This window comes from Pseudoponticoccus marisrubri (assembly GCF_001482405.1).
GTDB lineage: Bacteria > Pseudomonadota > Alphaproteobacteria > Rhodobacterales > Rhodobacteraceae > Pseudoponticoccus > Pseudoponticoccus marisrubri.
Window position 1 is genome coordinate 190417 of the sequence record NZ_LPXO01000002.1, and the last position, 13167, is coordinate 203583.

The following is a 13167-nucleotide window of genomic DNA, read 5'->3' on the forward strand; positions in this document are numbered from 1 at the left end:
GCCGCGCCGTCAAAGCGACGTACCGTGAAAGCGTGATCGGCAGGCCCGGACGGACGCGGCTCAGCTCTCGGGTTCCTGGTAAACCCCCTGCTCCTTCAGCGCATCGACGACCTCTTTCGGCATGTAGGTCTCGTCATGCTTGGCCAGGATCTCGCTGGCCTCGAAAGTGCCGTTGACATAGCGCCCGGTGCCCACCATGCCTTGGTTCTCCTCGAAGAGGTCGGGCAGCACGCCGGTATAGACCACCGGCACCGTGGCGCCGCCATCGGTCACACGAAAGCGGATCTGCTCGCCAGCGCCGCGCACCAGCGACCCCTCCTCGACCAGCCCGCCGATGCGGAAGGTCTCGGATTCGGTCGGAGGCTCGGCCACGACTTGGCTGGGTGAGCGGAAGAAGTTGATCCCGTCGCGCATGGCATAGCCGATCAGCACGGTCGAGACGACCAGCGCGACGGCGGCCAGCGCCACGATCTGGATGCGCCGCTGCTTCTTGAGCGATTTCAGAGCCATCTCGGCCTCCTTCAGACTGCCCTCCCAATATAGGCCCGTGCGACCGGTCTGGGGAGAGGGCGCGACGTCGGCAGGTTGCGACCAAAAGGCGCTTCGAAGCGCCTTTCTTCAAGCGCCTTGCAAGGCGCTTGGCCACGCGATTTGCAAATCGCGTCAGGACGGCCTTTCGAAAGGCCGTCCCCCGCGCCTCACGGGAAGCAGGGCGCCAGCATCAGCCCGGCGGTCTCGTCCAGCCCGAGCATCAGGTTGGCGTTCTGCAAAGCCTGCCCCGAGGAGCCCTTGGTCAGGTTGTCCAGCGCCGCCACGACGATGGCCCGCCCCGCGCGCCGGTCCGCGACCACGCCGAGATGGCAGAAATTGGATCCGCGCACATGGTGGGTCGACGGCGTCTCGCCCATGGGCAGCACCTGCACGAAAGGCTCGGCCGCGTAGGTCTCGGCCAGCGCCGCATGGATCGCCTTGGCTTCGCCCTGCACATAGGCCGTTGCGAGGATGCCACGGTTGAACGGTCCCAGATGCGGCGTGAACTGGATCTGCACCGGCCGCCCGGCCAGCGCCGAGAATTCCTGGTCGAACTCGCCCAGGTGCCGATGCGTGCCGCCCACTGCGTAGGCATTCGTGCCCTCGGAGAGCTCGGCGTGCAGCAAGTTCTCCTTCAGCGACCGCCCGGCCCCGCTGACCCCGCATTGCAGGTCGAGGATGATCTCGTCCAGATCGATCAGCCCGCCGGCGATCAGTGGCCGCAGGATGTACTGCCCGGTCGCGGCATTGCAGCCCGTGCCGGCCACCAGCCGTGCCGCGCGGATCCGGTCGCGGTAGAACTCGGTCAGCCCGTAGACGGCTTCGTCCTGCATCTCGGGCGCGGCATGCGGGTTGCCGTACCATGCCTCGTAGGCCACTGGATCGCGCAGCCGGAAATCGGCCGACAGGTCGACGATCTTCACCGTGCGTGGCAGCTTCGAGATCACCTCCTGGCTGGTCTTGTGCGGCAGCGCGCAGAAGCACAGGTCGATCCCGTCGAAATCGATCTCTTCCCAAGTCACGAGATCCGGCAGGTCGAGATGGCGCAGATGCGGAAAGACAGCGGCCAGCGGCTGGCCCGCCTTGGAATTGGCCGCCAGCGCGGCGATCTCGAAGGCGGGATGCGTGGCCAGAAGCCGGATGAGCTCGGCGCCGGTATAGCCGGACGCGCCGATGATGGCGATGGAATGGGACATGGAAACACCGTGGATCGTGGAGAGACAGCAGGATGAGGCCGCGAAAGCGGTCGGACGGCGTTTATCGTCGCAGGCGGGGGGCGGTCATGACATCTCTCCTTTGCCGCGCGGCTTAGCGCGCGACGGCGCGGAAGGCAACGCCCCTGCCGACCCGCTCAGGCCGTGGTGAAACTGATCCGGCGCCGCAGGAACTGCGTCGCATTCTGCGAGACCTTGACCGGGTTGCCGGTGGTGAGAAACCCGCTCTCTGTGCCCGGGCCCAGCATCTCGGGATGGCGCGCCAGGTAGTCTGCCAGCGACTCGGCCACGAGATTGGCCTGCGAATAGACCGAGACCGACGGCCCCAGCGCGTCCTGGAAGACCTCCTGCATCAGCGGGTAATGCGTGCAGCCCAGGATCGCTGCCTCCGGCTCGGGCATCTTGCGCTTGAGCGCGTCCACATGGCTGCGCACCAGCGCCTCGGCCAGGATCATGTCGCCGTCTTCGATGGCATCCACGAGCCCGCCACAGGCCTGCGCCTCGACATCGACGCCGATGGCGCGGAAGGCCAGCTCGCGCTGGAAGGCGCGGCTGCGCACCGTGGCCGGCGTGGCAAAGAGCGCGACGTGCTGCACAGCAACCTCGCGCGGCGGGGAATTGTCGCCCCATTGACGTTCGGTCAGGGCCTCGATCAGCGGCACGAAGACGCCCAGCACGCGCTTGTCGCGCGGCACCCAGCTTTCCTGCATGCGGCGCAGCGCGGCGGCCGAGGCGGTGTTGCAGGCCAGGATCACCAGGTCGCAGCCCGCCTCCCAGAGCCGCTCCACCGCGGCGGTGGTCAGCGCGTAGATGTCATCGGCATCGCGCACCCCGTAGGGCGTATGCTTGCTGTCGGCGAAGTAGACGAAGGGCACGTCCGGCAGGCGTTGGCCCACCGCGTCGAGCACCGTCAGCCCGCCGAGGCCGGAATCGAAAATACCAACTGCCATGTCCCTGCCCCGCTGTTGCGCGCGCTCAATGCCGCGTCTTGTGCCTGTCCCGGTGACGCTCTTCGAACTCGAACCCGTAATCGTAGGAAGAGAGCGGCGTCGGGGACAGCTCATACGTGGCCTGGCGCAGGAAATCCATCATCGCGCGCGCATCCCGAGCGCGGGCGTCGATTTCCGCGCGGGGAATCGCCTCTCCGATGGCCACGCGCACCGGCGTGTCCACCCGCTTGCGGAACTCCTTGATCAAGAGCCCCATGCGCAGCGTATAGTGCAGGTGGCTGGCCAGCTGGAACAGGCGCGAGGTGTGGCCGTCGAAATAGATCGGCACCACCGTGGCCTCGGACTTGGCGATCATCCGCGCGGTGAAGGTGCGCCAGCCGGGATCCATGGGCTTGGAGAAGGGCCGCGCCGCGGTGGCCACGGTGCCACCAGGGAAGATCCCGATGCAGCCGCCCGCGCCGAGATAGCGCAGCGATTCCTTGCGGGTCTCGATATTCTGGGCCACCGCCTCCTTGGTCTCGTCGAAATTGACCGGCAGGATGATGCGGTCGAGCTCCTGCGCCTTGCGGAACACGCGATTGGCGAGGATCCGGAAATCGCCCCGCACCACGGAGAGGATATGGCCCAGCATCAGCCCGTCGAGAATGCCGTAGGGGTGGTTGGCGATGACGACCAGCGGGCCCTCGGTCGGCAGGTTGTCGAGCGAGCCCGCGATCACCTCGAGCCCCAGCCCGTAGCGCTCGACCATGACTTCCCAGAAATCGCGGCCGCGCGCGACCTCGTGCTCGTACCCCTCGGCGCGTCGGATCAGGCCGATCCGCCCGGTGGCGTTTTCCATCAACCGGATCATCGCGCGTCCGCCCCGGGTGGAGGCGGAGTAGCTGTAGGAGATGTCGCGTGCGATCTGACGCCGGTTTGGCATCCTTGAGGCGTCCTTCTGTAACCGTGTGACGTGCAACTTACCGCGGTTCGCGCATCGTGACTAGGAAATGTGAAAGGACCATGACGGTCTTTTTTCGCGGCAGCCCGTCCATCTTTTCAGCAAGATAGGAAATTCCGCGCCGCGGTCCAACAGGTGCCGATCGCGGAATGTCGTGCCAAGCGCCCGGGTCGGGCGGCAAGCCGCTTCGAAGCGGCTTGAAGGAAGCGGTTTCGAAACCGCTTTCCCAACGCGTTTGCAAACGCGTTTTTCGAAGGCCCTTCGAAGGGCCTTCGCCGCGGGATGGTGACGCCTCGCGCTATTCCGCGGCCTGTTTCAACGGCGCGCCGCCGGCCTTGAGCACCGACAGAAGCTCCTCGCGCCGCTTGGCGGCCTTGGCCTCGTTGGCCTCCTTGACGGGACCGAAGCCCTTGATCTGCAGAGGCAACTCGGCCAAGACCACCAGCGCGTCCATGGTCTCGGGCGCCACCTTGGGCAGCCAGTCCGCCATGTCGGCCTCGTATTGCGCGATCAGCGCACGCTCCATGCGGCGCTCGGCGCTGCGGCCGAACGGGTCGAACGGTGTGCCGCGCAGGAACTTGAAGCGCCGCAGCAGCGAGAAGGCGCGCAGCATCCCCTCGCCATAGGTCTTCTTGAGCGGCCGGCCATCGGGCCCCTCGCGAGTCAGCACCGGCGGGGCGAGGTGGAAGGTCATCTCGAACTCGCCGTCGAACTCGGCCCTTGCCTTCTGCCGCGTCTCCAGCAGCAGGCGGGCCACCTCGTACTCGTCCTTGTAGGCCAGCAGCTTGTGATAGCCCTTGGCGACCGCCTCCTTCAGGCGCGGATCTTCGATCCCGTCCACCAGCTTGCGGTAGCGCCGCGCCAGGCGCCCGGACTGGTAGCGCGTCAGGTGGTCGGCGCGCAGCGCGATCCGCTCTTCCAGCCCCTTGGGCAGGTCAACCACCGTGTCGGCGGTCTGCGCCGCGGCCTCCTCGGGAAAGAGCACCGCCCAGCGGCCGATCTCGAAGGCGCGCAGGTTCTTATTGACCGCCGCGCCGTTCAGTTCGACCGCCGCGCGGATCGCGTCCTGCGACAGCGGCACCAGCCCCTGCTGCCAGGCCGCGCCCAGCAGCAGCATGTTGGAAAAGATCGAATCGCCCAGCGTGGCGCGTGCCAGTTCCGAGGCGTCGAACAGGCGCACGCGATCCTGAAGTCTCGCCTCAAGAGCCAGCTGCAACCTGTCGGACGGCAACGAGAACTCCGTGTTGCGGGTGAAATCGCCGGTGATGATCTCGTGGCTGTTCACCACTGCGCCGGTGCGCCCGGTCGCGGTCAGGCCCAGCGTCTTGGCCCCGGCCGAGACGACGAGGTCGCCGCCGATCAGCGCATCGGCCTCGCCGGTGGCCACGCGCACCGCCGAGATGTCGCCCGGCGTCTCGGCCAGCCGCAGGTGGATATGCACCGCACCGCCCTTCTGGGCGAGGCCTGCCATCTCCATCATGCCCGCGCCCTTGCCGTCAATCTGCGCCGCCTGCGCCAGCACCGCGCCGATGGTCACGACGCCGGTGCCGCCGACCCCGGTGATCACCACGTTCCACGTGCCGTCGATCGCCGGCAGCGCGGGCTGCGGCAGGTCGGGCAGCTCCAGCGAGGTGGTCGCGGCCTTCTTCGGCTGCGCGCCCTTCAGCGTCACGAAGGAGGGGCAGAATCCCTTGAGGCAGGAGAAATCCTTGTTGCAGGCGCTCTGGTCGATGGCGCGCTTGCGGCCGAACTCGGTCTCGGCCGGCACGATGGCCACGCAGTTCGACTGCACGCCGCAATCGCCGCAGCCCTCGCAGACATCGGTGTTGATGAAGACCCGCGTGTCGGGATCGGGGAACTGGCCGCGCTTGCGCCGGCGGCGTTTCTCGGCGGCGCAGGTCTGCACGTAGACGATCGCGCTGACGCCCTCGATCCCAGCGCAGCGCTCCTGCACGGATTGCATCTCGGCGCGTTCATGCACCTCGACCCCGCCGGGGAAGCTTTTCGGGTCCATCTCCTCTTTCTCGTCATAGACGACGAAGACATGGGCCACGCCCATGGCGCGGAGCTCGGCCACGATCTGCTGCGGGCTGAGGCCGCCATCGTTGCGCTGCCCGCCGGTCATGGCGACCGCGTCATTGTAGAGGATCTTGTAGGTGATGTTGGTGCCGTCGAGCAGCGCGGCACGGATCGCCTGCACGCCCGAGTGGTTGTAGGTGCCGTCGCCGAGGTTCTGGAACACGTGGGCGCGCTTGGAGAACGGCGCCTCGCCGATCCAGTTCGCGCCTTCGCCGCCCATATGGGTGAAGCCCGTGGTCTCGCGGTCCATCCACTGCACCATGTAGTGACAGCCGATCCCGGCATAGGCGCGGCTGCCCTCGGGCACCTTGGTGGAGCTGTTATGCGGGCAGCCGGCGCAGAAATAGGGCAGCCGGGCGGCGATCTCCTCGGCATTGTCGGCCTTCTCGGCCTCGGCAATGCGGGTCAGCCCGGCCTTCACGCTGTCGGTGCCGCGCCCCTCCTCGATCAGGATCTCGCCCAGCTTGCGCGCGATCCAGACCGGGTCCAGCGCGCCGCGGGTCGGGAACAGCTCTTCCCGGTGCATCGCGCCCGAGCCGCCCTTGTACCAGCCATAGACACGCCGGCCGCGGCGGTCGTCGAAGATCGCCTCCTTGACCTGCACCTCGATCAGCTTGCGCTTCTCCTCGACGATGACGATCAGGTCGAGCCCCTCGGCCCAGTCGTGGAAGCCCTGCATGTCCAGCGGGAAGGTCTGGCCGACCTTGTAGGTGGTGATGCCCAGCCGCTCGGCCTCGTCCGCGTCGATGCCCAGCAGGCTGAGCGCGTGCACGAGGTCCAGCCAGTTCTTGCCCGCCGAGACCAGGCCGATCTTGGCCCCCGGCTTGCCCCACATCCGCTTGTCCATGCCGTTGGCGCGGCTGAACGCCTCGGCGGCAAAGCGCTTGTGGTCGATCATGCGCGCCTCCTGCGCATGCGGGGTGTCCTGCAGGCGGATGTTCAGCCCGCCCTCGGGCATGTCGAACTCCGGCAGGACCAGCTGCATGCGGTCGGGGCTGCCATCGACCACCGCGGTGGCCTCGACCGTGTCCTTCATGGTCTTGAGCCCGACCCAGAGCCCGGCAAAGCGCGACAGCGCGTAGCCGTAGATCCCGAAATCGAGGATCTCCTGCACGCCGGCCGGCGAGACGACGGGCATGTAGGCATCGACCAGCGCCCATTCCGACTGGTGCAGCACGGTCGAGGATTCGCCGGTGTGATCGTCGCCCATGGCCATCAGCACGCCGCCATGGGGCGAGGTGCCGGCCATGTTGGCATGGCGCATCACGTCGCCCGATCGGTCCACCCCCGGCCCCTTGCCGTACCACAGCCCGAAGACACCGTCATACTTTCCCTCGCCGCGTAGCTCGGCCTGCTGGCTGCCCCAGAGCGCAGTGGCGGCGAGATCCTCGTTCAGCCCGGCGCGGAACAGGATGTCGTTCTCGGCAAGGATCTTCTCGGCCCGGGTCATCTGCATGTCGACCGCGCCCAGCGGCGAGCCGCGATAGCCCGTGACATAGCCCGCCGTGTTCAGCCCCGCCGCCCGGTCACGCGCCTTCTGCATCAGCATCAGGCGAACCAGCGCCTGTGTTCCGTTCAGAAGAACCGTGTTCCTGGAAAGGTCGAACCGGTCGTTCAGCGATACCTGATGCTTGCTCATGTCGCGCCTCCCAACGCTGATCTTATGGGCATTATAGGGCAAATATAGGTCACTATTACTGACCTGAACAGGGAATTTTTCGTGATCGGGGCCTGTTCCGACATGCCATCAGCGAAATAGTCATCTATGCACGGCATGGATCGTGGCAGGGGATTTTTGTGAACGACATGGACTGGGACAAGCTCAGAATATTTCACGCCGTCGCGGATGCCGGCAGCCTGACCCATGCCGGCGACGCGCTGCACCTGTCGCAATCGGCGGTGTCGCGGCAGGTCCGCGCGCTCGAGGAATCGCTGAACACCACGCTGTTCCACCGCCATGCGCGCGGGCTGATCCTGACCGAGCAGGGCGAATTGCTGTTCGATGCGACCTCGTCGATGATCAAGCGGATCGACGCCGCCACCGCGCGCATCCGCGACAGCGAGGAAGAGGTGTTCGGCAACCTTCGCGTCACCACCACCTACGGGTTCGGCGCGCTCTGGCTGGCGCCGCGGCTGACCAAGCTCTACGAGAAATATCCCGATCTCAACATCGACCTCATGCTCGAGGAGCGGGTGCTGGACCTGCCCATGCGCGAGGCCGATGTCGCCATCCGCATGAAGGAGCCCAGCCAGGCGGACCTGATCCGCAAGCGGCTGATGACGATCCGCATGCGCCTCTACGCCTCGCCCGACTACCTCGCCATCCATGGCGAGCCGCACGAGATGGCCGATATCGCCAAGCACCGCCTGATCTGCCAGAGCCCCAGCGCCGCGCAGGTCTCGGCCGGCGCGCAGCTGGTGCAGGAGCTGTTCACCCATGACGTGAGCTCGACCCTGACGGTCAACAACTATTTCGGCGTCCTGCAGGCGGTGATCTCGAACCTCGGGATCGGCGTGCTGCCCGACTACATCATCGAGGACTTTCCGACGATCGTGCGCGTGCTGCCTGATGTGGAATCGGTCGAAGTGCCCGTTTTTCTGGCATATCCGGAAGAACTGCGCCAATCCAAGCGCATCGCTGCCTTCCGCGACTTCGTTCAGGAAGAGATCATCGCCCATCGCCGCACCCTCAAGGCGCTTGGCACCGAGTAGACACAACCTGAACAAGAAGTGAACCGTGTGGTATGCATATCACGCATAGCGGCAATGCTGCACGCGCGGCATGATTGTTCTTGATCGACTCTGCTTCGATGACATATTCGGCAGACGAACGATGAAACGCGCATTCGCGTATCATCTTTCACCTCCCTGTTGGACTTCGGCCGAGCTTTGTGCTCGGCCTTTTTTTTGGCCCGATGCCCGGATTGCGCGCCACGCGGCGACGCCATGATTGCGCAGGACGCGCAAAGGGCGCAAGCTGGTTGGTGACAGACCGGAGGGCGCGCGCATGGCCGAGGACCGCAACCTGACCTGCCGGTGCGGGCAGATGGCGTGGAGCATCGCGGGCGACGCGCCCGGCACGCATCTTGTCTGCCATTGCCGCGACTGCCAGGGGTTCGCCCGCCATCTTGGCGTGGCCGAGGCAATGCTGGACGCCCATGGCGGGACCGAGCTGTTCCAGATCGCGCCCGAGAACCTGCGCCTGACAGACGGGGTCGACCACCTTTCCGTGCTGCGGCTGAGCGACAAGGGGCTGTTGCGCTGGTATGCCGGCTGTTGCGGCACGCCCATCGCCAACACCCTGCCCGGCCCGGGCCTGCCCTTTGCCGGCATGGTGCTGCCGCGCGAGGCGCCCGGCTTCGGCCCGATCACCGCGCGCACCGGGACCGCCGCCACCGGCGGCGCGGTCAAGGCGCGGGGGGGCCTGCGCGCCGGCCTGTCGCTGATGGTGCGCGCCTTGCGCAGCCGGTTGACCGGCGGGCATCGCCGCACGCCCTTCTTCGGACCCGACGGCGCGCCGGTGCGCCACCCCAAGGTACTCAGCGCGCAGGAGCGCGCGGCCGCCGGGCTCGATCCCGCCTGAAAGGATGCCCATGTCTGACCCACCTGCCCCGCAATTCGCACCCGAGAACGATGCGCAGCGCCGGTTCTGGGACGAGGGCCCGGGCCGCGTCTGGGCCGCGCTGCATGACGAGCTGGACGCGATGTATGCGCAGATCGGGGCCGCCGTGCTGGCCGCCGCCGCGCCGCAGCGCGGGGAATGCGCGCTGGATATCGGCTGTGGCGCGGGCGCCACGACACGGGCGCTGGCCCGCGCGGTCGGCCCCGAGGGACGGGCCACCGGACTCGATGTCTCCTCCAGTCTGCTGGGCGCGGCACGCGCGGCCAGTCAGGCTGCGCCCCCGGCCCCGGATTACGTGCTGGCCGATGCGCAGCTCTGGCGCCCCGCCACGCCCGTGGACCTGGCCCTGTCACGCATGGGCGTGATGTTCTTTGCCGATCCCGACGCGGCCTTCGCCAATATCCGCGCCATGCTGCGTCCCGGCGGCCGGCTGGCTTTCATCTGCTGGCGGGGCGCGGAGGAGAACCCGCTCTTCTCGCTGCCCCACACCGCGGCGGTCGAGATGCTGGGCCCGCCCGAGGACGCCGCCAGCGACCCCGACGCGCCCGGCCCCATGGCCTTTCGCGACCCCGACCGCGTCTTTGGCATCCTGCAGCGCAGCGGCTTTGAAAGGATCACGATCGAGACTGTGCACCCGCCGATCTCCTTTCCCGGCGATGTCACCCGCGCGGCAGAACTGGCCACGGCCGTGGGCCCCGCCTCGCGCCACCTGCGCGACAAGGGCGCCGGCCCCGAGGCGCTGGAACAGCTGCGTGCCCGGCTGCGCGACGACTTCGCGCCCTACAGCGCGGACGGCCTCTGCGTCCTGCCCGCGTCAATGAACCTTGTCACCGCGCGCAACCCGGGCTGACCCCTTCCCCCCATGCCTGCCATGCCGTAAAGAGCCGGCAGCCAGATGAGGGGAAACGGCATGCAGGAACCGGCCATTACGGAAGAGTTGATCGAGGCGCATGGAATCAAACCGGAGGAATATGCCGAGATCCTGCGCATCCTGAACCGTCCGCCCTCCTTCACCGAGCTGGGCATCTTCTCGGCCATGTGGAACGAGCACTGCTCCTACAAGTCCTCCAAGATCCATCTGAAGAAGCTGCCCACCTCCGGCCCGCAGGTGATCTGCGGCCCCGGCGAGAATGCCGGCGTGGTCGATATCGGCGACGGGCAGGCCGTGGTCTTCAAGATGGAGAGCCACAACCACCCCTCCTATATCGAGCCCTACCAGGGCGCGGCGACCGGCGTGGGCGGCATCCTGCGCGATGTCTTCACCATGGGCGCGCGGCCGATCGCGGCGATGAACGCGCTGTCCTTCGGCGAGAAGGACCACCCCAAGACGCGCCAGCTGGTGCATGGCGTGGTCGAGGGCGTCGGCGGCTACGGCAATGCCTTCGGCGTGCCCACCGTGGGCGGCGAGGTGCGTTTCCACGCCGCCTATAACGGCAACTGCCTGGTCAACGCCTTCGCCGCCGGGCTGGCCCGGACCGACCAGATCTTCTACTCGGCGGCCAGCGGCGTCGGCCGTCCGGTGGTCTATCTCGGCGCCAAGACCGGGCGCGACGGCGTCGGCGGCGCCACCATGGCCTCGGCCGAGTTCGACGAGAGCATCGAGGAAAAGCGCCCCACTGTGCAGGTGGGCGACCCGTTCACCGAAAAGCGCCTGATGGAGGCCTGTCTCGAGCTGATGCAGACCGGTGCGGTCGTCTCGATCCAGGACATGGGCGCGGCCGGGCTGACCTGTTCGGCGGTCGAGATGGGCGACAAGGGCGGGCTGGGCATCCGGCTGGACCTCGAGAAGGTGCCGCAGCGCGAAACCGCCATGACCGCCTACGAGATGATGTTGTCCGAAAGCCAGGAGCGCATGCTCATGGTGCTGGACCCCGCCCGCGAGGCCGAGGCCAAGGCGGTGTTCGACAAGTGGGATCTTGATTTCGCCATCGTGGGCGAGACCATCGCCGAGGACCGTTTCCTGATCCTGCATCATGGCGAGGTGAAGGCCGATGTGCCGCTGTCGCGCCTGTCCTCCTCGGCGCCGGAATACGACCGCCCGTGGGAGCCGGTGGAGCCGCCCGCCCCGCTCGAGGACGTGCCGCAGGTCGATCCGGTCGATGCGCTGAAATGGCTGCTGCAATGCCCCAACTGCGCCTCGCGCGCCTGGATCTACGAGCAATATGACAGCCAGGTCATGGCCGACACGGTGCGCATTCCCGGCTTCGGCGCCGGCGTGATCCGCGTGCACGGCACCGACAAGAAACTGGCCTTCACCTCGGACGTGACGCCGCGCTATGTGCAGGCCAACCCGGTCGAAGGCGGCAAGCAGGCGGTGGCCGAGGCCTTCCGCAATCTCTGCGCCGTGGGGGCCAAGCCTCTGGCCACGACGGACAATCTCAATTTCGGCAATCCCGAGAAGCCGCAGATCATGGGCCAGTTCGTCGGCGCGCTGGACGGGATCGGGCAGGCCTGCACGGCGCTCGACATGCCGATCGTCTCGGGCAATGTCTCGCTCTACAACGAGACCGACGGCCAGGCGATCCTGCCCACCCCCACGATCGGCGCGGTGGGCCTGATCGGCGCCGAGGAAGAGCCGATCCTCGGCCTTGCGCGCGCCGGCCATGTCGCCCTGCTGGTCGGCGGCGAGGGCACGCATCTGGGCCAGTCCGCCCTTCTGGCCGAGGTCTTCAACCGCGAGGAAGGCGACGCGCCGCCCGTGGATCTGGACGAGGAAGCGAAGAACGGCGCCTTCATCCGCGACAACCGCGACTGGATCAAGTGCTGCACCGACCTGTCGGATGGCGGGCTGGCGCTGGCCGCCTTCGAGATGGCCGCCGCCTCGGGCGTGGGCGTGCAGATCGACAGCAGCGACACCGCGCAGCTGTTTGGCGAGGACCAGGGCCGCTACCTGATCGCGTGCAATTTCGACGCCGCCGAGGCGCTGATGATCGCTGCCGGTCAGGCCGGGGTGACCATCGCGACCGTGGGCCGCTTCACCGGCGAGGCGGTGCGCTTCGGCCGCTCCGAGGCGCCGCTGGAGGAGCTGGTCGAGACCTGGCAGGGCGCGCTGGCCGCGGCCTTTGCCTAAGGCGCACGGGTTTGTCAGCCGGATCGGCTTTCCAAGCCGCCGCATCGCCCCCATATTCGGGGCATGCTGAAGTTTACGCCGATCCTGCTGGCCATCCTCTACGCGCTCGCCATGTACCGCTTTTCCACCTGGCGGACGGGGCGCGAGCTTGACGCGCGCTCGACCGAGCTGGCCGATGGCCGGCTCAAGGCGCTGACCGACCGCATGGCCGCCGCGCTGGGGCTGGAGCGGATCAAGGTGCATATCTACGAGATCGAGCCGGTCAACGGGCTGGCCGCCCCGGACGGGCGCATCTTCATCACCCGCGGCTTCTACAACAAGTACCGCAATGGCGAGGTCACGGCCGAGGAACTGGCCTCGGTCATCGCGCATGAGCTGGGCCATGTGGCGCTGGGGCATTCGCGCCGGCGCATGATCGATTTCTCGGGCCAGAACGCGCTGCGCACCGCGCTGGCGATGATCCTCAGCCGCTTCCTGCCGGGCATCGGCGTCTATATCGCCAACGCGCTGACCACGCTGCTGGCCGCGCGGCTGTCCCGCTCGGACGAGTACGAGGCCGACGAGTATGCCGCCGCCCTGCTGACCCGCGCGGGCATCGGCATCGCGCCGCAGAAATCGCTTTTCGGCAAGCTCGAGGCGCTGACCCAAAGCCGCGGCGGCGCCATGCCCGCCTGGCTCATGTCGCACCCCAAGACCGAGGCCCGCATCGCGGCGCTGGAAAAGCTGGAAGGCCGCTGGGCAGACTGAGACCGCCCGCCCGG

The 13167-nt window shown here is 67.5% G+C and carries 10 protein-coding genes; 5 read left to right on the top strand and 5 right to left on the bottom strand.

The window, feature by feature from the left end:
- Positions 1-60: 60 nt before the first annotated feature.
- The 5 genes from ccmE to AVJ23_RS04655 form a co-directional block, all read right to left on the bottom strand.
- Positions 61-510, bottom strand: coding sequence for a cytochrome c maturation protein CcmE (gene ccmE / locus AVJ23_RS04635; protein WP_058860991.1), 450 nt, complete (start codon positions 508-510; stop codon positions 61-63).
- A gap of 188 nt (positions 511-698) precedes the next feature.
- A complete protein-coding gene (gene argC, locus AVJ23_RS04640) occupies positions 699-1727 on the bottom strand; it encodes an N-acetyl-gamma-glutamyl-phosphate reductase (RefSeq protein WP_058860992.1) in 1029 nt (342 codons plus the stop codon).
- A gap of 155 nt (positions 1728-1882) precedes the next feature.
- Entirely contained in the window at positions 1883-2695 is an 813-nt protein-coding gene (locus tag AVJ23_RS04645) for a glutamate racemase (protein WP_058860993.1), read from the bottom strand.
- Positions 2696-2720: 25 nt separating this feature from the next.
- A complete protein-coding gene (locus tag AVJ23_RS04650) occupies positions 2721-3617 on the bottom strand; it encodes a lysophospholipid acyltransferase family protein (RefSeq protein ID WP_058860994.1) in 897 nt (298 codons plus the stop codon).
- Between the two features lie 316 nt (positions 3618-3933).
- Positions 3934-7353 (bottom strand): indolepyruvate ferredoxin oxidoreductase family protein, encoded by a 3420-nt coding sequence (locus AVJ23_RS04655; protein ID WP_058860995.1) that lies wholly within the window; start codon positions 7351-7353, stop codon positions 3934-3936.
- A gap of 167 nt (positions 7354-7520) precedes the next feature.
- Here AVJ23_RS04655 and AVJ23_RS04660 point away from each other — a divergent pair, with 167 nt between their 5' ends.
- The 5 genes from AVJ23_RS04660 to AVJ23_RS04680 all read left to right on the top strand — a co-directional run bounded on the left by AVJ23_RS04660 (position 7521) and on the right by AVJ23_RS04680 (position 13153).
- The gene (locus tag AVJ23_RS04660; RefSeq protein WP_058860996.1) at positions 7521-8426 is read left to right on the top strand and encodes a LysR family transcriptional regulator; all 906 of its coding nucleotides are present in this window, start codon (positions 7521-7523) and stop codon (positions 8424-8426) included.
- 295 nt (positions 8427-8721) lie between these two features.
- A complete protein-coding gene (locus AVJ23_RS04665) occupies positions 8722-9297 on the top strand; it encodes a DUF6151 family protein (protein WP_058860997.1) in 576 nt (191 codons plus the stop codon).
- A 10-nt stretch (positions 9298-9307) separates the two neighbouring features.
- Positions 9308-10186: a class I SAM-dependent methyltransferase gene (locus tag AVJ23_RS04670; protein WP_058860998.1), complete on the top strand. Its 879-nt coding sequence runs from the start codon at positions 9308-9310 to the stop codon at positions 10184-10186.
- Positions 10187-10246: 60 nt separating this feature from the next.
- A complete protein-coding gene (gene purL, locus AVJ23_RS04675; protein WP_058860999.1) occupies positions 10247-12406 on the top strand; it encodes a phosphoribosylformylglycinamidine synthase subunit PurL in 2160 nt (719 codons plus the stop codon).
- A 63-nt stretch (positions 12407-12469) separates the two neighbouring features.
- Entirely contained in the window at positions 12470-13153 is a 684-nt protein-coding gene (locus AVJ23_RS04680) for a M48 family metallopeptidase (RefSeq protein ID WP_058861000.1), read from the top strand.
- Positions 13154-13167 lie beyond the last annotated feature (14 nt).